Source organism: Spirosoma liriopis (assembly GCF_023196085.1).
In the GTDB taxonomy this organism is placed as follows: Bacteria; Bacteroidota; Bacteroidia; order Cytophagales; family Spirosomataceae; genus Spirosoma; species Spirosoma oryzicola.
In genome coordinates, this window is the sequence record NZ_JALPRF010000001.1 from 281,170 (window position 1) to 305,310 (window position 24,141).

A 24,141-nucleotide genomic window follows, 5' to 3' on the forward strand; every position below is an offset into this window, starting at 1 on the left:
AGCTGGTAAGTGTAGCCAAAAAGGCAAACGTTGTAGCCAGAAAAACACTGGTATAGAATGTTGAATACTAGGCTTGGTATTCAACATTGATATTGGTCAGGAAACGCCGTTAACGGTTTGCGCCAGTAATTGCAAAAGAAAAACAAGTAAAGCCAGGTAGACTAGTTTTTTCATTGAAATAAGTGGTAAGTCAACAGATTGTATAGAAGCAACTGATGGTTCAGATTTAGTTATCGTCTTTCATAGTGTGTGGACGTTTGTGCATCAGCGAGTTTAGCCGACTAATGAATCAAACCGGTTAACGTTCATGAGTGTATTAACAATTTTTGGTCTAGCTGCCGTTGCTGTCTCTCTCGTCTGTTACTTTCTGCAAGCCCGCTCGCGGTGGTGGGTATTGGGCTTTGCTTTATCGTGTATCCTCGGCGCTGTCTACGGTTTTTTGGCTAACTGGTATTGGTTTAGCCTTTTTGAAGGTATATGGGCCGTTCGCGGCTTTATTCGACTCTACCAGCAAAGCCGCGCAGACTAAGGCGTCCTATTCACCCTTCGGCTCCCAGAGTTCAATGATATTTCCTTCCGGATCGAGCACGTGCACGAACTTGCCGTAATCGTGCTCCGCTATTTCATCAACAATCGTTACGTTATCCCGTTTCAACTCTTCCACCAGTGCGGCAAGATTCTCCACCCGGTAGTTGATCATAAACGGCTTAGCGGACGGGTTGAACACCTCGGAATCGCTGGCGAATGCGGCCCAGGTGGTTGACCCTTTTTGGGCGGGATCATCAGCCTGCCGCCACTCAAACGTTGTTCCGTATTCGCTGGTTTCCAATCCCAGATTTTTGGCGTACCACTCGTTCATGGCTTGCGGATCATTGCATTTAAAGAATATCCCGCCCAGGCCCGTTACTTTTTTCATAGTTGTCGATTTGGTTGTTACTCCAGTGAAGCTATTAGCACGCGTTGTCCCTACCTATTAATTGAGCAGCTTCTTTTTCTGAGCGTTAAACTCCTCCTGCGTTAGAACGCCCGCATCCAGCAGCTGCTTTAGTTTAATCAGCTCATCCGCTACACCAATGGGTTTATCAGCTACCGGAGATGTTTCTGCCGTTCTGTACTTGGCGGGTGGTATCACCTCACCGGCCTCAAAGGCATTGGCCAGTTCGACCCGGTAGCGAGCCATGAGGCCAACGGACACAATGGCTACGGCTGCAAAGCCAGTCTTCTTTGTGCCCACCATACTCAGATCTTTGACAACAACCGTTTTACGGGCAAAACGAGTACCCAGGTAGTCTTTAATCAACCGGCCATTGCGGTAATCAGCCGTAAATGATGCCGGATTCTCGTAGATAAAGGCAAAAGCTTTATCGGGTAGGGTTCCTTTCCCCAGTTGTAGCGTATCGCCCTTCTTGATGATCCAGCCACCAAGTGTGGTTTGATAGCCGTAATCGAAATCTTCAGAATAGAGCCAAGGCTTACCGGGTTGCAAATCAGCTTCCGTGACGGGTGTTCGTCGCCTGGTCTGAGCAGAAAGTAGTAACGGGAATACTAGAAGAAGAATTAATGTGAAGAGATGCTTCATGAAGGTGTAGCTCGCGAAATGCTTACTGATAGTCTTAAAAATCTTTAAGTTTGTCTCTTTTGATCTGCTGTTGTTTACTGACTAGTAGCGATTTGGCTTTCTCACTGCATGATTCACCCTCATCATACTTATCAGTGTCTCGAATCCAAAAATACTCCACCAACTGTTTCTTACAACTTGTGTTATAATAGATCCTGCTATACGTAGTGGCTATTAGCGTATTATTGACCCAACGCCTTGATAAGATCGTTTCGTTGCCGCAACTGACTGGCTTTGTTCGTACAGTTGGCTCTTTCTCGCCATACTTCAAAGCCAAAGCCTCTTCAAGCTCCATCGAATTACTACTTTTCAAACTTATCAATCGTTCATTCTTAAAGATTAGGTAAATTTTCGTCAGTGCTATTCCTGATACTTCGTATTGGTTCATATAGAATACCCTGACATCAGGACAAAAGGAAGAGCCAATAGGGCTTTCATGGGGATTTTGCCTGTTAATGACCAACTCGCCTATACTTGTATTTTCCTGATCGAACATATAGTTATCGACAACCGACAGTTGTTCGCCGGACTCAGATACCAATGAGTCAATCAAGCCAATCGTCGATCTGCCAATTCTAAACCGGCCAATACCTTCAATCTTATCCTGAGCGTAGCTGCTCAGCGAAATCAAGAATAAGAAAAGTACTCTTTTCATCATAGGAGCACAACAAGTCAAACACATAAATTCCGATCAACCTAATGTTTGCAATCAAAAGCTATGTGAGTTGTCAATCAAGTGCTTTAAGTTCTCGATAGCCCCAACGACGCTCGGATTATGCAGTACTGATCCGGCAAATTCTTTCAGCTTATCAAACTGCTCGCCTGCTTCTTTAGCCGCTCTTCATACTGGCCGATTACTAATACCAGCTAGTCTATGTTAGGATTGGCCGCTTGCCGTCCACTAGCGTATTGCTCATTTCTCATCGCCGACAACCAGCCAAGTTAGCTTTGAAGAAAAATCAGACAACTACTAATCCAGCGTCAGGGGCATAACCATTGCACTTTGCATGGCCAACTCCTTATCAGCTCGGATTTGGGATTCTCGAATAGCAATCGATTCCCGGTACTCCTTCGCTTCGGCTAGCTTGGTTAAGGTGAGCGGGTGGCCAGCCTTACCAAAAACATCCTCAACTTCGTCAAGCTCGACTCTAAAGAACTCTCGCCGGTTATTGATGAGGTTGATTCGCTTTTCGGCAAGCTGCTTATGGATTTTATACTCGAGATCAGGAGCGTTATCCGAGTAAACCATCGCATGTACGTCAAAGCAGAAGGGCACTGACGCGTCGCCTAGTTCTTTGACTCGGTCCATTGGTTCAAGTCGCCGGGTCATTCCGATTTTGAACACGTCCTCGCCGAACGAGCCGATATTAGAAATGATGTAGACGTGCCCGGATTTGGTTTGTTGGGCCATCGACAGCGCCCGTTCTTTCTGCAACTGAACATCAGTCAGTAGCTGCTCTAGTTCTTTGATCTTCTGATCCAAACTAGCTAGCTGGTCACCTGTGGCACGTTTGGCCTCCTCAGTAGCTTTAGCTAAGGCTTTCTGGTATTTAGCCTCTTCATCTTCGGCCTTGCGTTGAGCCGTTTCAATTTCCCGCTGCGCCTTTTCTTCTTCACGCATTTGCTCACGGATCATACGCTGTTCCTCCTTCTCAGCCTGCAACTTTTGCTGTAGCTCAAATTCCAGGCGGAGTTCGGCTATTTTGTAGCCGTAATACGCTTGGATAATGGTACTCTGATTGACGCTACCTAACTTATTAATAGCTTCGTATGATTTGGCAATACGGGCTTCCATATTACCCATATTATTCCAGCTAACCCGAGCAATGGCTGCGTCGCAGTCACCGTTGAAAGCCCGAAGCATCAGTTTTGCGTACTGCTTTGTCATTCTCCGACCTTCTGCTCTACTCCCCCCCACAGACCATTCAACCGGACAGGATACGGCCTTCTCCTCTTTGATAAGTTGTTTAAGCGAGTCGTGAATTACCTCCAGTTTCTCTTTGTATTGGTCAGAGCTGGAGTAGTTATATACGGGTTCGTAAAGGCCGTATGAGATGTCTTCGAGTTTACTTTCAAACAGGTTTATTTCTTGTAGCAAGGATTCATAGACAGTACGCTTGGCGGCATAGTCATTGCGTAGCTTTTCGACATCTAGCTCAATCCGCTTTATCTCACTTTTCCGCTGTTGAAGTAGCTGGTCAACATCAACGATTGGGGCGTATTGGCGGTTTAGCCGTTCCACTTCGTGCTCACTCGTATTAACCTGCTCTCGAAGTTTATAGCAATAGTAAGCCAGATTGGCCAGGATAATACAGAGTACAAAAACTACTAGTGTAGAGGTTTCAATCATTCGTATGGTGTGGTTAAAGTAATAAGCTAACTGGGCGCAGTACAACAGCCTGCAATGTTCATATAAGCCAATGCGGCAAGCGGTTTACTATAAACCTCTCGACTTTTCCTGCTTTACAATGTTGTAGAGTTCATAAACTTCGGAAAGCTTCATCGAATAATCAGGGTAAAACTTCTTGTCTTCATTCAGCGATACGCAATCAATAATCCCGTTTTCTACGTCGTGACGCACAATTCGCTTAATGACAATTCCGTCCTGATGAACAATTACAAAGTCAGGAAACCGGTGTATATGCAGTTTACTCTTCCATAAGTGCCTTGCTACGTTACGGCCAATCACAATATCACCCGCCGAAATAGCATCCTTTCGATCATTGTCCATACTGTCTCCCCGAACTTCGAAGGCTCTGTAGATTCCGGAGTGCCTTTTTTCGACAATCGACGGTTGAAGACTTGCGGGATCTGGAGCTGCTGGAAGGCTACTCACTCGAACTGGTATCAGCGCTTGAAACGGCAGCACGAGCCAATTACTAAGCCTACTGCCAAACAGCGGATCCCGAGGAGTACCGCCAATCCTATCAGGAATGGGAAGAGCAGGACGACAAGCGCTATAATGAGTACTACCAGAACTACAGCCGCTAGCCATGAAGGAGCTTATTGCGATTACGACTAGTGGGCAAGGCTCGCTTGTCGTCTCAGCCCGTGAACTGCACGAGTTTTTAGGAGTCAAGTCGCGTTTTATTGACTGGATCAAGAACCGAGTCGGTAAGTACAAATTTCTGGAAGACACCGACTATGTAACGGTTTCTAAAAATTTAGAAACCGGTGGTCGCGAACTTGACTACGCACTAACCCTTGATACGGCTAAGCAACTGGCGATGGTAGAGCGAACCGAGAAGGGCAGACAAGCAAAGCTGTATTTCATCGACTGCGAGAAGCAACTCTACCGACGCGTCCCTGTTTTGCCTAGTAGCCTCCTCGTCGATCATGCGCACCGCATTGCGGATCTGGAGCAGCAGCTCAAGCAGATAATGGATTCCCAGCAGCAGGCCGCTCGTTCGCTGCTTGGCATACCGCGTAGTAGTGAGATTTTACCCGAAGAAACGACCCGCATCAAAGTACAGCGGTTAGTCAACGCTTACTGCCGGGCCAAAAGCGTGGGTCAACAGGAAGTATGGCGTAAAGTGTATGACCGTTTGTACTACCTCTACAAGATCAACATCCGCGCTCATAAACGCTCCGAGCGGGAAAGCTGGCTGGATGTGGTCGATAGAAAAGGCTACATGGACAAGGTGTACGCTATTGCCAGCGATGAGCTAACCTGCGAAGAGGAATGAGCGCACTAACTTACCCTCGTCAGACTGGCCAAGGTGTCAGTCCTGCAACACCGGACCTAACGGCGATAGCGGCTGATCTGATCGTGCGGATCGAAGGACGCAGTAACTACGCCATCGTTCACACCAAAGACGGCAAAGCGCACCTACTCGCTAAGGGCCTGTCGGTACTGGAAAAGCAGTTGCCAACATTCTGGCGAGTCCACAAGTCGCACCTGATCAACCCGTACTACGTTACCGGTTCGGTCGGCTCGGTTCGTTTCAACGCGCTGCTTCAACTCACAACGGGTGTTAGTGTGCCCGTATCCCGCAGGCAGCGGGCCGCGACCTGTGCCAGGCTCAACCCATTTAGCTCCCTGTAAGCGAAAATCGATCACTCCAGTTTCTTGTGCTGACCAATCCGGTTCAGCTTCACTATCTAATCTATGATTTCGATGAACACCCCAGCCAATACCAACGAAACGCCCCAAAGCGAAACGTCACAACTAGTTGTCAACAGTAAGCTTACCCTGACTCGCGAAGACTCGTGTTTAGTCGATATGATGAATCACCTGCCGATGATGAACGATACACAGGAAGAAGTAAGAAACTGGTTTTTGGCTTACATCGAGCGTGGCGAGGTCCTGCGATCACTACAAGTGCCTGGACGACTTCTTTAGTGCCATTATCTTGAAGCTGGTCGATGCGCAGAAAGGAGGACAGGTTCATGTATAATTCATTGTTCATTAACTTCTATCTGCGGAAGTCTACCGTAGACGCTACGCTTGGCTCGGTCAACGTTCGGGTAACGGTCAACGGTAAGCGGATAACCCTGGGAACCGTCACATCAGTAGCCGATTCGAGTTTGCCTAAATCGGTTATGATTCAGCGCGACCATTGGGATAAACGCAAGCTGAAAGTAAAACCACAGTCTCCCCACGCGGTATTGTTCAACAAGGCCATTGCCGAGTTTGAGCAGAAACTACAAAAGGTGTACGCCCAGCACGAAAGCTTCGATCAGAAGATGACCGCCAACGGCCTGAAAGGTGTCGTCAAACACGGTCAGCGGATGCTACTCACGTTTCCCTCGCTTATTGACAAGTTTTTGGAAGAGCGAGTAGCCCTAAAAACCAAAGCTTCGACGGTAGATACCTATCGGTTTAAAACCCGTCCGTTATTATCGTTCTTAGAGTCTGAAGGTTCGTTAGACCTACCTGCTGTTGACTTTACTCCCGGCACGTTGAAACGCTACCGGACGTACTTAATCACCCAGGGCAATAACTCCGACCGCAACGCGGACAAAAGTTGTCAGGTCGTCAAAACCCTGTTGCTGTGGGCTGCGGAGAGCGAACTAATCCACAAAAATCCGTTAATGAACATCCGGATCAGAGTTGATAAAACGCCTAACCTGGAATGTGTGACCTAGGAAGAACTGGCCGTTTTGCGGGATGCTGTCTTGCTGCCTCAAATGCGGGAAGTGGCTGACTGTTTCGAGTTTGCTTGCTATACATATCAGGACATGAAAGTCCTGTCCCCTAAGAACCTGCAACTAGTCGAAGGGAAGCACTGTATTGTGGGCTACCGAATGAAAACGGGAACGGAGTACTGTATACCCGTTACGGAGCGGGTTTGGGCCTTGATGGATAAGTACGAAGGGGTCAACCTGCCTTTACCCATGCTTGACGACTATAACCCACTACTTCGGCAAATCATGTTCACCGTAGGCATTGACAAACGGATCACCTCACACACGGCGAGAAAGACCTTTGCCGACTGGTGTATCAACGAAGTAGGCTTATCAGAAGAGGCTACAATCGTGGCAATGGGTCAGAAAAACGCCAAAGAGCTAACCCCATACCGCAAGACCAGACCCAAACGGTTGTTGGCGGAGTTTCCTACTGATTTGATGCGTCGGGAAATTGACCGAGTACCGTTCAAGTAGATCGTCAAAGCTTCCTAGACAAGACGTTATGAAGATGGGACAAGGGTATCTTACTACCTTTGTCCCTATCAATGTAGAAGCATCTTCAGACTCATAAGTAAGGCCGCGATCTACTATCGGCTTTTGTGACCTCAAATCTGATAAAAAGTCTTGATTAGGAATGAAGGTAAAAAGTTTTGCTACCGCACTTCACTTTTTCTGACAAGTTTGTATTTATCTGAATAATGTGGCTCTATGAGGAGCTATTTATTCCGTATTGCTGGTTGTTGCTGTTGCAGAACTACTTTCACTTAGACTTGCTTAGACTAGTAGAGCCCAGCTTCAGTCTGCTTCCTTTGTAAAACGCAAATTAAATCCACTACTTCTTATTTTTAACGCTAATTACAGTTTATGATTCACTCTTTACCCCGTTTTTCATTCTTTCTACTCAGTTGCCTTTTCTTTTTTAGCATTAGCCAGTCCAAGGCTCAAGGAATCAATTTACCTACGGCGGGCACCTACACACAAACCTTTGATAACATCAATGCAGGACTACCGGACGGATGGACGGTTCGTACGGGAGCATCCAGCTACCCTACTTTGTTAGGATCTACAGAATCACTGAGAACTACGCCTACTCAATGGAATGATGTTACTAGTGGGTTTAGTAATGTGGCCTCATCCGATGGACTATCAGCTACGGCTAGCGTAATAATGCAGAATGCCAGCACCGATCGAGCACTAGCAATTCGACAATCGGATACATTTGGCAATCCAGGTGCAGCATTCACCTTTCAACTGGCTCATACGCGTGGAGCCTCCAATCTTAAACTCAAGTTTAAGGCTCAAAGTCTGGATGCGTCAGCATCTAAAACGACGACCTGGCGAGTCGAGTATGGCCTAGGAGAGACCCCGTCTGTTTACATCGATATGGGGCAATCATTCTCCACCGGCGGCAATAATTTTTTCTCGAAAGAGATCGAAGTCAATTTTGGTTCGTTGCTTAACAACAACTTAGGCCCTGTTCGGATTCGCATTATAGCCAACTCGCCATCAACAGGCAGTGGTCGCGCGGCTTTAACCGCAATTGACGACCTAACCCTTTCGTACTCAACCACCCCTACGATTTCATACAACCGACTGAACACGATGAGCTACGCCCAAGGGCAAGGGCCTGCCGTGGAAGAACTTATCGTAGAAGGGTATCATTTAGCCGCCGGCCCAGGACAAATAACCGTCAGGTCACAATACCCTGGGGAATTTAAAGTGTCCGGTGATGGAGTGAGCTATGGTTCATCTACTACGGTATCGTATGCAGACGGCAATGCATTCACTAAATCCGTTAAGGTTCGCTTTGACGCAGGATTATCTAAAGGAAGATATCCAGTCGTATTGGTAATTGAAATAGGCGACTATACGGCCTTTGTCTTTGGCGATGGCTTAGTTACTGAAGTGCCTAACCAACCTTTTACTACTACAGCTACTCCGGAAGTTAGCTTTGTTAACTATGTAGGGTTTGACGACAAGATTGGTTTTATTAGGCTAGTCAGTGCTAACCTTACTACTCCCGGAGCCTACACGATTACGTCGACCAACCCATCCGCATTCCAGGTTTATGATCAATATGGCCAAAAGAGCAGCCAAGTCACACGGGACTATAATGGATCCAACCCACCGGGTGATAATATACAGTTGGCAATGATTAAAGGGCTGGGTGTAGGTGAATACAAAGGTACATTACGGATTGAAGGGGGAAACGCTCCTGCTATCTCTGTCCCCATCAGTGGCACCGTTCTGCTCAATACAAACCCTCCTGTCATCACCACTAGCCCAACCTCGCTCGCTCCGTTTGCTACTACGCTTGGATCGCCTTCTAGCATTCAGTCATTTACGGTCTCGGGGCGTAATTTTGACTCTAGGTCGGGACAAGTTAATATTGTTTGCCCACCTGGATTTGAGGTATCTATTGGACCCTCTCCGTTTAGCCCAAACCCAGCATTTGCGATAGGTGTAGACTTCGATTATGAAATACAGGTCCGCATGACGGGTAATGATATTGGCAGCTTTGGGGGAGACATTCGGCTGACCAATAGCAGTGGGAGTAGGGCGACGGTCACTGTTAATGGTACAGTAGAGTCAACTAATTCACGTCCCCTTTCAGTAACCGCCTTGAGCTATAACTGCACAACGGGTGCGCTAACCTTTGGCCGGACAGGGGGCGATGTAAATCGAGCGGTCGAGTACATGGCGGTTGGAGTAAAAAGCTATTCGACCAATCCAAATGGGATTATTGATCTGGCCAAACGCAACGATCCCAACAGCGGCACTATCGTGACCCTGAAAGCGCGCTACGTGGGGGATCCGGCTTCGGAGGTAAGCAGGGACTTTAATTTTGGTGCCTACTGCTCCACACCCCAACCCCCAACGACAGATTTTGCCATTACGGGGGTCAATACCGTATCGTGTCAAACGGTAAATGGTGGCGAGCGACGCCTGACGTTTACTCCTCAGTATTCGGGTTTAACGGGACCCGTTAGTTTTTCGGTAGTCAATGAAATGCTACCTACTCTCAGTGCGGGGCCATACACGTTGCGCGTCTATACCGACAATCCCATCATTACACTGAGCGCTCAACAAGGCAGTGCGGTGGCGCGCTATAGCTATAACTGGCTCGCCGTTTGTAACTCACCGGCTCGTCTGAGCTCAGAGGAGAGCACTAGTCGTTTAGCGGTGAAGGTATTGGGCAACCCCGTAGTCGGACAATCCGCTGAGGTGGAGATCAGTGGCGTGAGTGGTCAATCTGTACAACTGAAGTTGGTCGACCTGCAAGGCAAGACGCTTCATGGCCAGAGCATTGAGAAGGCGGGTAGCGTCGAACGGGTGAGTCTGCCCTTGGGTAACGCACAAGGAATTCTTCTCCTGGATGTGAGCACAGCGACCCAACGCCAACAAATCAAGCTATTGCGACCTTAATTTTCTAAACACACCCTCAACCAACAAGGTCCGCATCGTCACTGACTCGGGCCTTGTCATTGTTGCCTGTTGAATGATGAATCTTTACGCTACAGTAGCTGATCATTTCTGAACTACTACTGTACAGCTACTGTAGAAAGCCAAAGAGAAGACTAGCCAAAAGACGGTAGCGGTATCGCTTTTTAGCGCTTGGATTCGTATTTTTAAGTCCGTTTAGTCGTTAGCGACTAGCCGTACCTACCGTAACTTCTATAAACCTTCATGCTTATCTGTAAGCCCAAACATGCTCAGCCTTGTTTTTTCTATCGGAGCAGTGCCGACCAACAGGCGCTTAACACGTTTCTAGTTCACTACGGAGGCTCACAAGCCACTTTCGAACCAACGGGTAAACCCTTGTTTGCTACCGATCGCAAAGGCCAGTCCGTACCTATCTTCGTGATGCCTGGTTTGTGGGTACGCTGTTTGGATAAGGCACAGTTCACCGCTGTTCCTGACCACATCTTTCGGCAACAGTTCGAGCTGGTTTAACTTAGTAAGTCGGTATTCGCCACTACTTAGACCCAAAACTATTCGTTCATAAACGGCATGGCACTAATATAACAAGTTTGTAACACAGAATAAGCTTGTTTGATAATTCTAAAAATGAAGCAAACTGTTAGCAAGAAGTTATCCACCGGATTCCGACATCTATTTTCACCGAAGGAAATTAAGCAACTTCAAGAGCAGATAGGTTTACGCTTTAATCAAGTCAGCTTTGGGCATTTGCTTAACGCAGCTGCCTATCAGCCAGAGCAAGCTGTTCAGAGTTTTTTTCAACCTATTTCGGTTAATGGATACAAAAAGGAAGAGGGCTGGATCTTGCTAATTCACCAAAGTGGCTTTCGAGAAGAGTTACTACCCAATGAGCAAGAGGTAGACACGAAAACTAAAATAGTAAGTGTACTAACTGCTTTTCTGCTGAAAGTAATTAACTCAAAGGAAACCGACCTTTTGAGAAGACCTCAATTGATGGTTGATGTTAGAATCAGGAATAATCAAGCTGAGATTCACACTCGTGAGTCTAACTAAATTTTACTTTGAGAAGGGACTAATTTAAAGACTTGATAGGTTGTTCAAGATATATTTCATTAACATAAAATTCAGTTATATAACTGCTATCCAAAAAGGAGTATAGCTTAAGCACTTTCATTTACGTCAAATTTGTATTTTTTAATTAAAGTGGTTGGTTAAAATTTCACCCTATTAAGGAATGATTGGATAATTAGTGTCATTAATCTTCTCTTTCAGTTGAGTATATAGTTGGCTATTCTGAAGAGTTGGATTTATAATGCTCAATAAATCTAAGGTTTGTTTGCGACCTAATTCTCTATGGTAAGATAGTAGGGTAAATAAACTCACCCAAGAATCTTTATATAATCGGATAAATGAGTTTATGTGATCATTTAGCTGACGAGCAAGCCTAAAATATTCCTCATATAGCTGTTGAGTTTTGTTGCTATCTCTATCCTGCTTAGCCTGAAAAATCGCTTGGCGTACTTCCTTGAAGCGTCGGTTATAAGCGATTTCCACCGTGTCCGAGAAGCTTTTCAAAAGCTTGTTAACTGGCGACTCATCCACAGTCGATTGGTTTAGATCATCAGAATCAAGGGAAATGAATAGGTCTTTATCCCAGATGAAATAAAATTGTCCAAAAGCTTCGTCAATGGATAAATAATAACCTGTGGGTTCAGTCAACGGCCTTCTAAATGAAAAGTATTGACCTGATAAACGAACCGAATCAACCAACTTTGTGCCCCCTCCAAGTAGGTTACTGGCGTATAGGTATACTTTACTATCATTCAGACCAACAATTTGTCCTTGAATAATAGATACCCCTTGTGCGAAACCCGATAGTGTAGAAGTCAGTAAGAATAGGGTTTTCAAGAAGTTTTTCATTACGTTCAACCGCTTCATAATGGAATAGTACAAGGACTAACTAATCTAAATCAGAACTAACATTTGTACGTTATTCAGTTCAGTTATATAACTAACTTTATGTTAATGGATATAAGAAAGATTATGCACGTCTTATTTAATCTTAGAAAGACTTTTTAGTTATACAGAAGACAATAATAAGAGCAATGGCAAAAACACCAAATGCACCGGCAAAAACATAGCGGTAGAGCTTTACGCACCTTGCTTTTTGGGCATCAGTTAAGACAAAATCAAATTGATTGATGACTAAAGGCCTTAGAACTTGTCGGTAGAAAAAATAAGGGATGGCTCCCGTGAGTATGGAGGCTTGAACAAAATCGAGATGCAAGGGGCCTACCAGTTTCGCTAGTACCCCTCCCGACAGAATGAGTATAGCCATATAGTACAAGTACAGTGCGGCCAAGAATCGCCAGAAACCAGTTTCTTCTGCTAATTTAGGGGATACCACTATAGCAGCGTCCAAATAAGCTCCCTGCTGAAGACCAATAAGAAAAGGCTTAAGATTGACCATCACTGGTTGTTATATAAGTAGCGTTATGTTAGCTAAAGTACAATTACACCATATAATACCGTTTCAATAAACGCTCTATTCTCGCAACACGCTACACTTGAAGAATCAAAGTAGCTTTATCGCATGTAACCAATACGGAATTAGCTATCGCATATTTACGAAAGCCCTACGATTGCTCTGCGATTACTCACCCAAAAACAACTTCGCAATCGCTCGGCAACCTTCGCATACATGCGAAAGTGACAAGCTCAGATTATCTCTTTATCTTCACAGCGTCACGTATCAAAGCATTCAATAGGCATAGAAGCGTGAAATTAGCACCGTCACGCGACGATATACAGCGAAATGCACTTCTGTCACATCTGACCATCCAAAGTGTCTTAAATCGAACGTTTTGCTATCAACTATACAAACGATCCGTCAGGCGTTGATAGCGTAACACCCGCTTTGTGGGTTTGCCCCGGTAGTGCCGCTTGGCATAAGGTCCGAAGGTCTCCTGATACAACTCAAAATCGTCTCCCCGTAACTGCCTGCCCATGGTGTTATCCCGATACCGCTTTGACCAAAGCTGCTTTTCGTAGTAGGTGTCACCTAGCGCATAGCGGGAAACAAACCGACCATCGGCCAAATACAACTTCCGGCAGCGCTTACCCGTGATCGGACAAACAAAGTAGAATACGATTCCCTTGCCCAGGTTGCTGGGTGCAATCAGCAGATCAATGCGGCGCAACTTGCTTTCCCCCCGAAACGAGTAGCGCAGCATAACGCATTTTGCCTTCAGGCTAGCGGCAATATCGATGGTGGCGACTCGTTCACCATTACGGCTCCATCCAAGCTGGTGCGTCTTGCCGTCAATCAGACAGCCGGATTGTTTTAGGGTTGCTGTACTGAGGTAAAGTAAGTCGTCGATCGTGGTGGGACATTGAGCAATGCGGGGCATAGTGGATAGAGTTTTCCGAGTGTTGAAACCTAAATTGTTAAGGAAGATGGGTAAAAACTCTTACTTGTCAACCAACAGAGTCAAATCAGTGACCATTCAGAGCAGGCTAATTACTCTCGACGGTCGTGCGCGTTATGGAATAAAATAAACTTCATTGGCTTACAAACACGGTTTTTCCTCACCAGGTAGCGAACATAAAGGGTGTCCACTTTGCTGGACACCCTTTTTTATGGACACGGAAAACTCAATGTAGTCCGGCTTCGTGCGCAGGTGATATGATGTCAGAAAAACCTTCGTGATGTTTCTACACGTCTTTTTATGGACTCGCAAAACTCAACGTCGTTCGGCTGCACATACGCGAATTGACCAACGAAAAATCATGGCGTTGTCCATACACATCTTTTTATGGACTCGCATAAACCTCCCCTGGCTTGTTTGGGTACATACGCGTTATAGGCTCCGAAAACTCTTCGATCGATTGGGTCCCGCGCGCGTAGACTGACTCAAATAAACTTCATTTCGTTCTAGACAGGGACTTTAGCCATTCCTTTTTTATGGAGTCAAGAAACTCTTCATTTGGCCCTAAACGCTGTTTTTGCCTGTCTTATAGACTGGCTGAAAAAACTCAACGTTTGTTGGGCCCCGCTCTCGTAGACTGACCTGCAAAACACTTCAATTGATCAGAAAAGGTAGTTGGCTCTATAGCGACCGAAATAACTCAATGAACCGGCATTAGGCCGAGCCTCGCACGGGCGCGCACGCGTGTACGGTGTGCAATAACTTAGTTTGTTTAGTTGAGATGGTTCATAAACGGCGGGTACTCCATCTCTAGGATGATATCCCCGTTAGACTGCTCTCGACGAACTAGAGCGCGCTGTTTCTGTTGTAGCTGCTCATCCCGACGCTGCCTGTTTTGTAAGCCTAACTCCCGTGTAATAATGTTGGCATTGAAGTAGCCTAGCACAGCTCCTTCGAACTTCTGGGAGTAGATCACATCCTTAATACGATTGATTGCCCATTGAAAAGACTCATCGTCGCGTTTGGATTCTTTGAACTTACGCCAGTAGGATTGACTCACTCGCCAGTAAGCACACAGGCCCGAGAGGGTGTAAGGCCGAATGAGGGGCAAGTCAATCAGACAGGTTTGCGCGCCCTGTGCTGAAGTAGTAGGCCTGATGCGGTGCTCGGTCTTCATCCAGGGATTTTGGTCTACCCATTCGAAGTAATCGGTAGCGGCCTGCCATAGTGCCTGCGGAGTGGCAAAGCGGGGAGTCCGTCCGGTAGTGTGGCGTAGTCGCCAGGCTTGATTAGCCGTTTTGAAACCCATGGTGGATAGCGGTGATGAAGTCTTGAAGATACGAAGAAAGCTGGCTTGTCTCGCGTGCGCGCGAAATGACCGTGCATTAATCATAGAAACAGCGCAAAAGGTGTTTTTGCCCTCTGCGCTGTTTCTATTGAACGCTTCGGCTTTCACTGCGTTATCACTGCCTTTGTCTTAACAGACCTATCAGTTTAGGCTTGGATTGATAGGGTATAAAGGACGACCACCTGCCGGGTCGGTTATAAAACCATCATCAATATCGTCCTCGTCTTCATCGGTGTCGTACTCGTCATTATCACTGTCTGTTGGCAGGGTACCCACATACGAGTTCACCTCATTGTCCTGTACACTGGAAAAATCTTCCGGCGCATCAGGTATCAGCATCCAGGCGTTTACCGACTTGGCCTCATCAGCTACCCAGTCAAGGTTATTGTTGATTTCCTGCGAACGGCTCCATCCAGGCATCCGCTCGTCATCGAAGTCGTCATAGCGCTCGCAATGCCAATAGAACTTGCCGTCCTGATGCATGTAAAAGCCGGGCCGAGGGCCGAACCCGACTATCTTCAAAATCATTGAATAATTGTTTATCACTAGTTCGACGTAGAGGTCAGGCGGGGCTAAGTGGCGGGGTACCATTTGCCAAGTTCAATGTCCGTGCCGGGTAGAGTTGCCATAGTAAGTCTGGGATCAAAATTAGACCTCCAATGTAGTCAATTCAGCGATAGCAGGAAGACCGTTTGCTTGCTCAGGCTAAACTAGCCCATGCGTTATTCCAATCGGGTGTTGTCGAAGAGTGATAGCCTGACAGGGGACGATGTAGTACGCTTAGTCGAAGTCGTATCACTATCGTACATATGCGACAGCGTGCTAGTTGACAACTCGCTATTGCAGTGCATTTGCATTTTTGCAAAACCATACCAGTTCCCTGTCTTAGATAGACATCACGTCTTATGCATTTCTACAACTGTTAAAGCAATTTCTTGGGTCTAGTAAATGATTCTTTACCGTAAATGGGACCAAGCCAGTTGTGTTTTTATCACCAGTTTTTTCAACTCTTAACCCACTCTTGGGATGTTGTTAGCGGAACGGCGTATGGGACTAGATCTAAGTTATCTTAGCTATTCAGTTATGATACGATTGATACTGCGGTGTAAATAAGGGGTTCTTTAGCGGCCTTGATACCCATAGAAACACCTGTTTTCAGGAAGAAGTAGAAAACCCAGTCTACTTAACTCTATTTACCCTATTTGGAAATAGGGCTGTTTTGCTCGTTCTAATCTTTCAAAGATAGTTCAATTTTGTCTCACAATCAGGGCCCAATCTACACATAGAAGAGGCTTTCAATTGCAGAGTAGAGCTTTGAGTATGCTGACTACATCGGTGCTATTTCTAAATTATTTAATTACTAAAACTTTATGACCACTCTTTCACTTGCAGACATTGAAACTGCGGTTTCAGCTGCTTTCGATCACTGGCTAGATCAGGATCCTGTAGATTTTAATCTTACACTGAGTGGTCATCAGGTCACAGTTACAATTCGCCTTGTTGATGATAGATTCAACTGCGGTATTCCAGGTTTCAATATGGCTAATGCCAATGAAAATAGCCTTCGTCAATGGGTACCTAACCATATTGAAAAAAACGGAAATAGAGGATTATTATCACCCTGTAGAGATGCAGCCGTCAACGTCTGGTTAAAAGGTGGGGTGTATGTGATGTTTAACTTCCACGTCAACTTAGTTAGTCCATGCTGATTACTGCTATTAATAAAAATTGTTGCTCAGTATTCTAACTGTCTTATTGATTCTCTAAAATATAAGTAGTTAACCAATAAGTCCAAATAAGCTGAATATAGACTATAAATAAAAGTAGGCAAAACTCCTAAACTTTTTCACTGTGAAAACGCTAGAAAAAAAACAAGAAACACCAAAACGTACTGAAGACATTAAGATACAAATAGCTAACGCTAAAGCGTTTTTTAATGACGAAAAATTAGCTACATATGTCCCCGAAGACAATCCTTACGCCGACAAGGATGGCTTGGTAGAGTTTATCATCGGCGTTGAGTTGGTTGATGACCCTGTTGTTGTAAAAGCATTAGTGGAGCAGAAAAAAATACTCATTGGCATCACTTCTGTAGTTACAGATTACATCAATCGTTATTCACAAGCATACGGTAAAGAGTACAAGACAGATCCCGAGCTGTGGACATTAGCGCTTTCTAAAGTTCCTCTGATGGGGCCTAGCAAAATCGATACTCAGTCATATACAAGACATATAAAGGGTATTAGTATTGCATCTGATTTTGTAAACTTTATTCTTGATGTTGTCGCAAGCGAGGGATCTTCTGCACTAGATAGTTTTAAAAGCTTTTTGCAAAAGCAGGGAGAAGCTTTGCGATTTGGGGTTGAACAAAATAAAGACTTTTATAAGACGATTACAGTTGGTGTTGCAGTTGAAGTATTTAAAGTTGGTGATGAAGTTATATATACGCCAAAAATTAAGCAATACCGAGTAGACTTTGACCGATCAAATACTAAATGGTCGTCAGCTTGTGCTAGTGCTGAATTTGTTGATATAAACTTTAACTACATGTACGCAGCTAATGTGTTTGATTATGAAGCCTTAGAAGATCCGGAAATAAAAAAAGCTTTTGATGATTTTCTTCGAGGTAGCAGAAAAGCGCAGATCGAAAATGCTACAACATTCTTCAATGATGACTTTCCTCCTAAAAACCCTGTTCAATAATATATGACAGGTGTAATTGTAATCAAGTACAGATAGGTATTTTATAAATAGGTAGCATAGGGATAACTTAAAAATTCCTATGCTATCTATTTTACTTTGTTATAAATCGTAACAAGCTATTATCGACTCTGTCCTCAGCCATCCGCTGCACCACTCACTAGCGCATTCTACAGCAAATCATAGCCCGTCTGCCGTTCTAGCTCATCAGTATTTACCCAGTAGTTACCCCAAGACTGCTCACCTACAGCGTTTATATTAGACATCCATATCGCAATAATCTGCATCTGAGCGCTTATCCGGTTCACATCGTCTTAAGGACAGCAATCACCTTCCAGAGCGCAGCTGGTACGCTTAGCTTACCTCCGGCGATACTGCTTGCGTTCCCGTTGTCACCTTCCCCTCCTCTACCCGCTGTTCCGGCAATAATGTACAGTTCTTTTCCTTAAGTAACTGATGTACGGGTGCGTTCTTCAGGAGTTGCAAGACTTGCCGGTGCAGGTTGGGACCTATAATAACAGTGCGGATAAATAAAGTGCGGTTTTCCTATATCCTGATCATTAATAGGGCAAGATAGGCCGTCGCGATGGTAGTCGCTTTCAAATCTTATGTTTGTGCAATCTATGTGCCTTGCTCGGTACCAGCTAGTTGGTAATGCTAGATCAAGGATAAAATTTCTGGTATAACGTGAAGCCAATCCTTTTAAAACAGCGCTTAGGCGCCAGTTGCAACAGTTTGCTGTTTATGTCGACGATTGTGAGATACGCTATAGGTTGGCTGAGTAATCAACTATACGTTTGGAATAGACTCTGAGGCCCTAGTGTTATCGAGATAACCTAGCGCCATGTTGTCGTCTCGGGTTGGTTCTGTATGTTGAGGAACCGAAATGGAGGGCTGTTTACACTGCTCCAGGCTAAGGATGAGCAGTAAGCAGCTTATGAATTTAAAACTTTGGATAAACCCGTGTTTCATTATACCCCCCTATCCTTTCAATGCCTATATGAAAAGTGTTGTGTGCAAATCTGTATGCAAACAAAAAACCGCCAACGTTTCCGAAGGCGGCTTAAGTTGCTGGTTATCAGCTGAGCCAGTGGAGGGATTCGAACCCCCGACGCGCTTGCGCATCCTGATTACAAATCAGGCGGAATCGACCGCTATCCGACACTGGCAATCCTCGTATCCGGTAGTCAAATGACCTATTTCCGAATTGTGATGCAAAAGTAGTGCTTCTATATGAAACATGCAATACTTATGCGTAAATTCTTGGCCGAATATTTTTATCCGGCCAAGAATTTTGCTAGGCTTGTGCTACTTTCAGTTGATGACGTAGTTCGTCGAGTTGCTTTTCAGCATCGGCGATCTTTTTGTCAATATCAGCCCGTAATTTATCGGCGTTCTTCGAGCGGGCGAAGAATTCGATGTTATTCCGGTACGTAGCAATATCATTTTCAATCGCTGTAATTCGACGGCGAATATCGTTTTCACGCTTGTTGCCTCCGCCATCACGCTCACCCCGGTTGAAGTCACGGCCACCAGCACGAGTTACTTCGGCTTCATTCTGAAGCATCACCCGTTCTTTGTCTTTCGCCGGAATCTTACCCGTAGCACCTACCAACGCATTTACGGCGTTGATATAGCGCTTTTGCGTAGCCTGCATGTCCTTCTTGGGGACAAAACCAATGCCATTCCACTCTTTTTTGAAATCATTCAACTCCGATAGGTCTGCATTTTCATTGGCAGCTGCTTCGATCCGCTCAATCAGGGCGATTTTCTTAGTCAGGTTCGCTTCAAACTCGCGTTCCGTTTCCTGATTCTTCGAGCGTTTTTTGTTAAAGAAAGCGTCACAGGCTGCTTTGAAGCGGTCGAAGATGGAATTCTTTTGCTTTTCCGGCACCTGACCAATATTCTTCCACTGACGTTGCAGTTCAATTACGGTCTGTGTAGCTTCTGGTGATTCCTCCCCCGAAGCCAGAATTGATTCTACCTGCTCGCAGAGTTCAGTTTTGGCCCGCAGGTTTTCCTCCCGCTTGCTTTCCAGTTGCTTGAAGAATTCGCCTTTGTTGTGGAAGAACGTTTTCAACGACGCCCAGAACTTTTTGCTCAGCTCCTTGCCTTCTTCACGCGGCATCGGCCCTTTGATCGCGTTCCAGCGATCCTGAAGCGCCATGACTGTCTTCGTCTTATCGTTCCAGTCGTTGATACTGTTGGATGTAAACGAAGTCAGCGGTATCAGTTCTTCGTAGATCGCCGATTTCTCTTCGTAGAGCTGAGCCGATTCTTTCCGTTGCTCGTTGGTTTGGTCCCGACGTTTGTCGTACAATACGTCCAGAGCAGCTTTCATACGACCCCACAATACTTCCTGTTCTGCCTTGGGTGCCGGACCGATATGCTTGTATTCTTCAAACAGAGCATTGGCTTCGTCAATCGTCTGCCGGGTTACCGGTGTTTCTTCGGCGGCTTTCGCCATGCCTTCTACTTTCTCGATTACCTCGGATTTCAGAGCCGCATTGCGCTTGCGATCCAATTCTTTCAGCTCGAAATAAATATTCCGGTTGCTATAGTAGCGATCAACCAGCGCGTGGTAGGTAGCCCACAACGTTGCGTTGTGCGGGGAGTTCATGTTCCCGGCGGCTTTCCACTCGTCCTGAATTTTCTTAAACTCGTTCCAGCTTATTTTTGGATCACCAGCGTTGTTTTCGTCGGTTTCAACCAGCTCACGCAACCGCGTCAGCAAGTCTGTTTTGGCCGCAAAGTTGGTGTCTTTTGCTTTGTCCAGATTCTGAAAGTACGTATTTTTCTGGCTCTTGATCTGCTTATACAGATCATCGAATCGCTGAATCGTTTCGTCGAATTTATACTCGAAGCCTTCTTCAGCGCCCGTTTCAGCAACGTAGCTCTGCAACGCAGCTTCCCGTTCGGCCCGCTTCATCTGGTCGAACAATGGCTTAACTTCCTTGAGCACCTGATCGGCTTTCTTGAAGTCGCCGGGGGTTACAGCCGCTGAACTGGTCACTGCCAATTGTGATTCCAGCAAATCAACGAAGTCCTGCTTCGAGAACTGGCTATAATCAACCGAAGGAGCCGCTGCTTCGTCGTCCGTATCCGGTACATCGGCGTACTGCTCGGCAACATCCCCTGTCGATTCAGGAGTGGCTTCAGCTGTAGGCTCCTCCGTCTTTTCTGCGACGGTCTCCAACGTAGCTTGCTGGGCATCCTGCGGTTCAGCAGCCGATGCAGAAGCCTCACTGGCCGCACCCTCTGATTCGGACTCGGCAGCGGGAGCGTCGGCGGGTGATTCTTGTATATCCGCAGCACCCGTTGCGTCCGGCTGGGTTTCAGCCGTTGGAGCCGGTGAAGTCTCCGCCGGTTCGGGCGTAGTTTCCATGCCCTCGACTGCCTGGTTAGGTTGCGTCGTGGTGTCTTCGGGTGTATTAACTGCCAGGTCGCCGGTAGCCTGATTCGTGGTGTCCGGTTGCTGGTTAATTTCCTGTTCTTGGTTTGCCATGTTGGGAACGTACCGATTACTTTTGCAAAAGTACGACAATATGCGGATTTTCCTGTATTCCAGCCGTTGAAAAGCCGTTAAACAAACTCAGCAGTATGCCGTCAACAATCAGTGATTTACGTAAAGAATATACGCTAAACGGTTTAGACGTGGTCGATGTTTCACCAGACCCCGTTGCCCAGTTTCAAGTATGGTTCAATGCCGCCCTTGCAGCGGGTGTCCCGGAGCCTAACGCGATGTATGTAAGCACCGTTACTGCCGAAGGACGTCCTGACGGGCGGATTGTCTTACTCAAAGATGTATCAGAAGCGGGGTTTGTCTTTTACACAAATTATGAAAGCCGGAAAGGGCACGAACTTACTAATCATCCCTTTGCTACGCTAACTTTTTTTTACCAGGAACTCGAACGCCAGATTCGCATCGAAGGACGGGTAGAAAAGGTAAGTCCCGAAGAATCAGATGCCTATTTTAACAGCCGACCACGCGGAAGCCAGATTGGTGCCTGGGTATCACACCAAAGTTCGGTAATTGAAAACCGGGCCGTACTGGAAGCCCGACAGCAGGAACTCGAAGCCCAATTTGCCGATAAGCCGGTACCCCGCCCGCCCCATTGGGGTGGCTTTCGGGTCGTTCCCGATGCAATTGAATTTTGGCAGGGACGCCCTAGCCGACTCCACGACCGGATACGCTATCGGAAAGAAGCCGACAACTGGCTCATCGAACGATTAGCGCCCTAGTGAGTTTGTCGCACATGCCTATTCTAACCAAAAAAACAGTGGCCAGCGGACGATTTAAGTCGTAAAACGATACGGTAAATGTGAGACTTTGGCTGCTTTACAGGGCAAGATTTCTTCCCACTCTTGTCTATGGTCGGCAAAAAAGCCAAAGCTCAACAGGCCGTTTCGAACCGAACGCTGTTTAGTGTCATTTCAGCCTCATCAGTCGGTACGCTTATCGAATGGTATGATTTTTACATTTTCGGGAGCTTAGCCGCTATTCTCTCCTCGCAGTTTTTCCCGAAAGATAACCCAACGGCTGCGCTTCTATCAACCCTGGCGACGTTCGCGGCTGGATTTGTTGTCCGCCCGTTCGGAGCGTTGGTTTTCGGGCGATTAGGGGACCTTGTCGGTCGCAAGTATACGTTTCTGGTAACGCTCGTTCTGATGGGCGGGTCCACGTTTGCCATCGGGCTCGTACCAGGTTACGCAACAATCGGTTTCTGGGCTCCGCTGCTGGTATTACTGCTCCGTCTGATCCAAGGACTCGCCCTTGGCGGAGAATACGGGGGTGCCGCGACCTACGTAGCGGAATACGCCCCCGAAGGCCGACGGGGCTTTTACACCAGTTTTATCCAGACGACCGCCACGTTGGGGCTTTTTGTGTCACTGGGTGTCATTCTGATCACCCGGCAAACGCTTGGCGTCGAAACATTCGGCGAATGGGGCTGGCGCGTACCTTTTCTGGTGTCTATCCTGCTGGTTGGCGTTTCGATTATTATTCGACTGCGGATGGCTGAATCACCATTATTCGCCAAGCTCAAATCAGAGGGAAAGACATCAACGAACCCGCTGGCCGAAAGTTTTGGAAAGAAGCAGAATCTAAAAATGGTGCTGCTGGCTTTGTTCGGCGCGACGGCTGGCCAAGGGGTCATCTGGTACACCGGCCAATTTTACGCACTCTCGTTTATTCAGAAAGCCTGTAACATCGAGTTCGTTCAGTCGAATGTTATTGTAGCCGTTGCGCTGCTCGGTGCTACCCCGTTCTTCGTCATTTTCGGAAGTCTGTCGGATCGCATTGGACGTAAACCCATCATGCTGGCGGGTATGCTTTTGGGCGTTCTCACCTACCGCCCGATCTACGATAAACTCTACAATCTGGCGGATTTGAGTACACGTCAGGAAATTGTGGACGCTCGTACAATCAGCCGCAAATCAGCCGCCCAACCGAATGGGGATCTGCTCACAACGATGACGACTTCTCATTATTACGGCGACGGATTAGTGGCTCAAGACATTGAAAAAACTATAACAAGCCGCAAACCAGCCGCCCCCACCGTTAAACCCGAAGTAAGCAAAGCTATCCTTCTACCCTCGCGCAGCTTGTGGCTGATGATTGCCCTGGTGTTTATTCAGGTACTTTACGTGGCTATGGTATACGGCCCGATTGCCGCTTTCCTGGTCGAGTTGTTCCCTACCCGCATTCGTTACACGTCGATGTCGCTGCCTTATCATATCGGCAATGGCATATTTGGTGGCCTTACTCCTTTCATTGCTACGGCTTTGGTAGCCACAGCCACAAAAGCAAACGAAGCGGTTCCTGGTTCCGTTGAGAAGCCGTACCTCGAAGGACTTTGGTACCCGATACTGATAGCCGCCGTGTGTTTCGTCATCGGCGCGTTTTATTTGTCTAAGAATGAAAAAGCGAACGAATGAATGGGCAGTTCCTGACTTAGCTTGTAAAGCCATTAATGTGGTGTCGGCAGGGTCGCCCGCGCGGTTCTCAAAACCAACACCACCCTAGAAGGACATCGGATTGGAAAACCGCACAGGTCAGGTTGAAGAACCTGACCGCACGACGGCGACGGCTCAGTGCTTCAATCATCATACTTGCTTACCACCCTTTAACGATTCTATCATTCACTTTGTGAGCGTTTAACTAATCTATCAATATGAATCTCGTCAAAAAATACCTCGGTATCGTCTGGATATTGCTGGGTGCTTACGTTGGTTATGACCGCACCATCGACAGCCTGGCTAAAATTGCCAGTGACAAGCTGGAAGACCGTGTTTTTGGCTGGGTGATCCTTTGCGTACTGGTTCCGATTGTCGTTGGCGGGCTAATATTGTTCGGCAAATACGCTTTTGACGGAGAATATAATTCTAAGGAGTGAATTAGCGATTAATTCAGGGAGTGAATAGCTTTGCCGGAGCATACTTATAATTCACTCAATTGCTAATTCGCCTAATCACGA

Annotated in this window: 25 protein-coding genes and 1 tRNA gene; 14 read left to right on the forward strand and 12 right to left on the reverse strand. The window is 46.5% G+C overall.

The annotated features are described in order from the left end of the window. Positions 1 to 307 precede the first annotated feature (307 nt). On the forward strand, positions 308 to 529 hold the full coding sequence (locus tag M0L20_RS01130) for a hypothetical protein (RefSeq protein ID WP_248475266.1): 222 nt from the start codon (positions 308 to 310) through the stop codon (positions 527 to 529). A 6-nt stretch (positions 530 to 535) separates the two neighbouring features. Here the strand turns inward: M0L20_RS01130 and M0L20_RS01135 are convergent, their stop codons facing one another. The 5 genes from M0L20_RS01135 to M0L20_RS01155 form a co-directional block, all read right to left on the reverse strand. Continuing rightward, positions 536 to 916 (reverse strand): VOC family protein, encoded by a 381-nt coding sequence (locus tag M0L20_RS01135; protein WP_248475267.1) that lies wholly within the window; start codon positions 914 to 916, stop codon positions 536 to 538. A 57-nt stretch (positions 917 to 973) separates the two neighbouring features. Further along, complete coding sequence (locus M0L20_RS01140; protein ID WP_248475268.1) at positions 974 to 1,579, reverse strand: SHOCT domain-containing protein; 606 nt, start codon at positions 1,577 to 1,579, stop codon at positions 974 to 976. A 34-nt stretch (positions 1,580 to 1,613) separates the two neighbouring features. Beyond that, positions 1,614 to 2,276 carry a hypothetical protein gene (locus M0L20_RS01145; RefSeq protein ID WP_248475269.1) on the reverse strand — a complete coding sequence of 221 codons (663 nt, stop codon included), beginning with the start codon at positions 2,274 to 2,276 and terminating at the stop codon, positions 1,614 to 1,616. 312 nt (positions 2,277 to 2,588) lie between these two features. After that, complete coding sequence (locus M0L20_RS01150; protein ID WP_248475270.1) at positions 2,589 to 3,968, reverse strand: SNIPE associated domain-containing protein; 1,380 nt, start codon at positions 3,966 to 3,968, stop codon at positions 2,589 to 2,591. 87 nt (positions 3,969 to 4,055) lie between these two features. Continuing rightward, positions 4,056 to 4,349 carry a hypothetical protein gene (locus tag M0L20_RS01155; RefSeq protein ID WP_232558996.1) on the reverse strand — a complete coding sequence of 98 codons (294 nt, stop codon included), beginning with the start codon at positions 4,347 to 4,349 and terminating at the stop codon, positions 4,056 to 4,058. A 262-nt stretch (positions 4,350 to 4,611) separates the two neighbouring features. On the opposite strand from M0L20_RS01155, the gene M0L20_RS01160 reads away from it, so the two are divergent. The 8 genes from M0L20_RS01160 to M0L20_RS01195 all read left to right on the forward strand — a co-directional run bounded on the left by M0L20_RS01160 (position 4,612) and on the right by M0L20_RS01195 (position 11,242). Beyond that, complete coding sequence (locus tag M0L20_RS01160; RefSeq protein ID WP_248475271.1) at positions 4,612 to 5,304, forward strand: antA/AntB antirepressor family protein; 693 nt, start codon at positions 4,612 to 4,614, stop codon at positions 5,302 to 5,304. After that, a complete protein-coding gene (locus tag M0L20_RS01165) occupies positions 5,301 to 5,663 on the forward strand; it encodes a LytR/AlgR family response regulator transcription factor (protein WP_248475272.1) in 363 nt (120 codons plus the stop codon). Before M0L20_RS01160 ends, M0L20_RS01165 begins: the two co-directional genes overlap by 4 nt. Before the next feature lie 72 nt (positions 5,664 to 5,735). Next, positions 5,736 to 5,960, forward strand: coding sequence for a hypothetical protein (locus tag M0L20_RS01170; protein WP_248475273.1), 225 nt, complete (start codon positions 5,736 to 5,738; stop codon positions 5,958 to 5,960). Between the two features lie 47 nt (positions 5,961 to 6,007). After that, positions 6,008 to 6,706: a phage integrase SAM-like domain-containing protein gene (locus M0L20_RS01175; protein WP_248475274.1), complete on the forward strand. Its 699-nt coding sequence runs from the start codon at positions 6,008 to 6,010 to the stop codon at positions 6,704 to 6,706. A gap of 93 nt (positions 6,707 to 6,799) precedes the next feature. After that, positions 6,800 to 7,222, forward strand: a complete 423-nt coding sequence (locus M0L20_RS01180) for a site-specific integrase (RefSeq protein WP_248475275.1) — start codon at positions 6,800 to 6,802, stop codon at positions 7,220 to 7,222. A 390-nt stretch (positions 7,223 to 7,612) separates the two neighbouring features. Continuing rightward, positions 7,613 to 10,174: a hypothetical protein gene (locus tag M0L20_RS01185; RefSeq protein WP_248475276.1), complete on the forward strand. Its 2,562-nt coding sequence runs from the start codon at positions 7,613 to 7,615 to the stop codon at positions 10,172 to 10,174. A 261-nt stretch (positions 10,175 to 10,435) separates the two neighbouring features. After that, on the forward strand, positions 10,436 to 10,702 hold the full coding sequence (locus tag M0L20_RS01190) for a hypothetical protein (RefSeq protein WP_248475277.1): 267 nt from the start codon (positions 10,436 to 10,438) through the stop codon (positions 10,700 to 10,702). Positions 10,703 to 10,816: 114 nt separating this feature from the next. Further along, the gene (locus M0L20_RS01195; RefSeq protein WP_248475278.1) at positions 10,817 to 11,242 is read left to right on the forward strand and encodes a hypothetical protein; all 426 of its coding nucleotides are present in this window, start codon (positions 10,817 to 10,819) and stop codon (positions 11,240 to 11,242) included. A 174-nt stretch (positions 11,243 to 11,416) separates the two neighbouring features. On the opposite strand, the gene M0L20_RS01200 is transcribed toward M0L20_RS01195, so the two are convergent. The 5 genes from M0L20_RS01200 to M0L20_RS01220 all read right to left on the reverse strand — a co-directional run bounded on the left by M0L20_RS01200 (position 11,417) and on the right by M0L20_RS01220 (position 15,493). Further along, complete coding sequence (locus M0L20_RS01200; RefSeq protein WP_248475279.1) at positions 11,417 to 12,109, reverse strand: DUF4369 domain-containing protein; 693 nt, start codon at positions 12,107 to 12,109, stop codon at positions 11,417 to 11,419. Between the two features lie 142 nt (positions 12,110 to 12,251). Beyond that, entirely contained in the window at positions 12,252 to 12,659 is a 408-nt protein-coding gene (locus tag M0L20_RS01205) for a hypothetical protein (RefSeq protein WP_248475280.1), read from the reverse strand. A 400-nt stretch (positions 12,660 to 13,059) separates the two neighbouring features. Continuing rightward, positions 13,060 to 13,599, reverse strand: a complete 540-nt coding sequence (locus M0L20_RS01210; RefSeq protein WP_248475281.1) for a hypothetical protein — start codon at positions 13,597 to 13,599, stop codon at positions 13,060 to 13,062. A gap of 790 nt (positions 13,600 to 14,389) precedes the next feature. After that, positions 14,390 to 14,926, reverse strand: a complete 537-nt coding sequence (locus M0L20_RS01215; protein ID WP_248475282.1) for a terminase small subunit — start codon at positions 14,924 to 14,926, stop codon at positions 14,390 to 14,392. Between the two features lie 180 nt (positions 14,927 to 15,106). Further along, complete coding sequence (locus M0L20_RS01220) at positions 15,107 to 15,493, reverse strand: hypothetical protein (protein WP_248475283.1); 387 nt, start codon at positions 15,491 to 15,493, stop codon at positions 15,107 to 15,109. Between the two features lie 842 nt (positions 15,494 to 16,335). On the opposite strand from M0L20_RS01220, the gene M0L20_RS01225 reads away from it, so the two are divergent. Then, the gene (locus tag M0L20_RS01225; RefSeq protein WP_232559004.1) at positions 16,336 to 16,674 is read left to right on the forward strand and encodes a hypothetical protein; all 339 of its coding nucleotides are present in this window, start codon (positions 16,336 to 16,338) and stop codon (positions 16,672 to 16,674) included. A 142-nt stretch (positions 16,675 to 16,816) separates the two neighbouring features. Further along, a complete protein-coding gene (locus M0L20_RS01230) occupies positions 16,817 to 17,668 on the forward strand; it encodes a hypothetical protein (RefSeq protein ID WP_248475284.1) in 852 nt (283 codons plus the stop codon). Between the two features lie 1,082 nt (positions 17,669 to 18,750). Here the strand turns inward: M0L20_RS01230 and M0L20_RS01235 are convergent. Both M0L20_RS01235 and M0L20_RS01240 read right to left on the reverse strand, forming a co-directional pair. Then, a tRNA-Thr gene (locus tag M0L20_RS01235) sits at positions 18,751 to 18,834 on the reverse strand. A gap of 128 nt (positions 18,835 to 18,962) precedes the next feature. Beyond that, positions 18,963 to 21,170, reverse strand: coding sequence for a DUF349 domain-containing protein (locus tag M0L20_RS01240; RefSeq protein ID WP_248475285.1), 2,208 nt, complete (start codon positions 21,168 to 21,170; stop codon positions 18,963 to 18,965). 95 nt (positions 21,171 to 21,265) lie between these two features. Between M0L20_RS01240 and pdxH the strand changes: the two genes are divergently transcribed. From pdxH to M0L20_RS01255, 3 genes are all read left to right on the forward strand, one after another. Next, on the forward strand, positions 21,266 to 21,907 hold the full coding sequence (pdxH, locus tag M0L20_RS01245) for a pyridoxamine 5'-phosphate oxidase (RefSeq protein ID WP_232559007.1): 642 nt from the start codon (positions 21,266 to 21,268) through the stop codon (positions 21,905 to 21,907). A 129-nt stretch (positions 21,908 to 22,036) separates the two neighbouring features. Then, the gene (locus M0L20_RS01250) at positions 22,037 to 23,602 is read left to right on the forward strand and encodes an MFS transporter (RefSeq protein WP_248475286.1); all 1,566 of its coding nucleotides are present in this window, start codon (positions 22,037 to 22,039) and stop codon (positions 23,600 to 23,602) included. Between the two features lie 236 nt (positions 23,603 to 23,838). Continuing rightward, a complete protein-coding gene (locus M0L20_RS01255; protein WP_232559009.1) occupies positions 23,839 to 24,060 on the forward strand; it encodes a DUF6814 family protein in 222 nt (73 codons plus the stop codon). The last annotated feature ends 81 nt before the right edge of the window (positions 24,061 to 24,141 follow it).

Bases quoted from the DNA above. Each gene is read 5' to 3' on its own strand.
- M0L20_RS01130 (WP_248475266.1), top strand. From the start codon at position 308: ATGAGTGTATTAACAATTTTTGGTCTAGCTGCCGTTGCTGTCTCTCTC.
- M0L20_RS01135 (WP_248475267.1), bottom strand. From the start codon at position 916: ATGAAAAAAGTAACGGGCCTGGGCGGGATATTCTTTAAATGCAATGAT.
- M0L20_RS01140 (WP_248475268.1), bottom strand. From the start codon at position 1,579: ATGAAGCATCTCTTCACATTAATTCTTCTTCTAGTATTCCCGTTACTA.
- M0L20_RS01145 (WP_248475269.1), bottom strand. From the start codon at position 2,276: ATGATGAAAAGAGTACTTTTCTTATTCTTGATTTCGCTGAGCAGCTAC.
- M0L20_RS01150 (WP_248475270.1), bottom strand. From the start codon at position 3,968: ATGATTGAAACCTCTACACTAGTAGTTTTTGTACTCTGTATTATCCTG.
- M0L20_RS01155 (WP_232558996.1), bottom strand. From the start codon at position 4,349: ATGGACAATGATCGAAAGGATGCTATTTCGGCGGGTGATATTGTGATT.
- M0L20_RS01160 (WP_248475271.1), top strand. From the start codon at position 4,612: ATGAAGGAGCTTATTGCGATTACGACTAGTGGGCAAGGCTCGCTTGTC.
- M0L20_RS01165 (WP_248475272.1), top strand. From the start codon at position 5,301: ATGAGCGCACTAACTTACCCTCGTCAGACTGGCCAAGGTGTCAGTCCT.
- M0L20_RS01170 (WP_248475273.1), top strand. From the start codon at position 5,736: ATGAACACCCCAGCCAATACCAACGAAACGCCCCAAAGCGAAACGTCA.
- M0L20_RS01175 (WP_248475274.1), top strand. From the start codon at position 6,008: ATGTATAATTCATTGTTCATTAACTTCTATCTGCGGAAGTCTACCGTA.
- M0L20_RS01180 (WP_248475275.1), top strand. From the start codon at position 6,800: ATGAAAGTCCTGTCCCCTAAGAACCTGCAACTAGTCGAAGGGAAGCAC.
- M0L20_RS01185 (WP_248475276.1), top strand. From the start codon at position 7,613: ATGATTCACTCTTTACCCCGTTTTTCATTCTTTCTACTCAGTTGCCTT.
- M0L20_RS01190 (WP_248475277.1), top strand. From the start codon at position 10,436: ATGCTTATCTGTAAGCCCAAACATGCTCAGCCTTGTTTTTTCTATCGG.
- M0L20_RS01195 (WP_248475278.1), top strand. From the start codon at position 10,817: ATGAAGCAAACTGTTAGCAAGAAGTTATCCACCGGATTCCGACATCTA.
- M0L20_RS01200 (WP_248475279.1), bottom strand. From the start codon at position 12,109: ATGAAAAACTTCTTGAAAACCCTATTCTTACTGACTTCTACACTATCG.
- M0L20_RS01205 (WP_248475280.1), bottom strand. From the start codon at position 12,659: ATGGTCAATCTTAAGCCTTTTCTTATTGGTCTTCAGCAGGGAGCTTAT.
- M0L20_RS01210 (WP_248475281.1), bottom strand. From the start codon at position 13,599: ATGCCCCGCATTGCTCAATGTCCCACCACGATCGACGACTTACTTTAC.
- M0L20_RS01215 (WP_248475282.1), bottom strand. From the start codon at position 14,926: ATGGGTTTCAAAACGGCTAATCAAGCCTGGCGACTACGCCACACTACC.
- M0L20_RS01220 (WP_248475283.1), bottom strand. From the start codon at position 15,493: ATGATTTTGAAGATAGTCGGGTTCGGCCCTCGGCCCGGCTTTTACATG.
- M0L20_RS01225 (WP_232559004.1), top strand. From the start codon at position 16,336: ATGACCACTCTTTCACTTGCAGACATTGAAACTGCGGTTTCAGCTGCT.
- M0L20_RS01240 (WP_248475285.1), bottom strand. From the start codon at position 21,170: ATGGCAAACCAAGAACAGGAAATTAACCAGCAACCGGACACCACGAAT.
- pdxH (WP_232559007.1), top strand. From the start codon at position 21,266: ATGCCGTCAACAATCAGTGATTTACGTAAAGAATATACGCTAAACGGT.
- M0L20_RS01250 (WP_248475286.1), top strand. From the start codon at position 22,037: ATGGTCGGCAAAAAAGCCAAAGCTCAACAGGCCGTTTCGAACCGAACG.
- M0L20_RS01255 (WP_232559009.1), top strand. From the start codon at position 23,839: ATGAATCTCGTCAAAAAATACCTCGGTATCGTCTGGATATTGCTGGGT.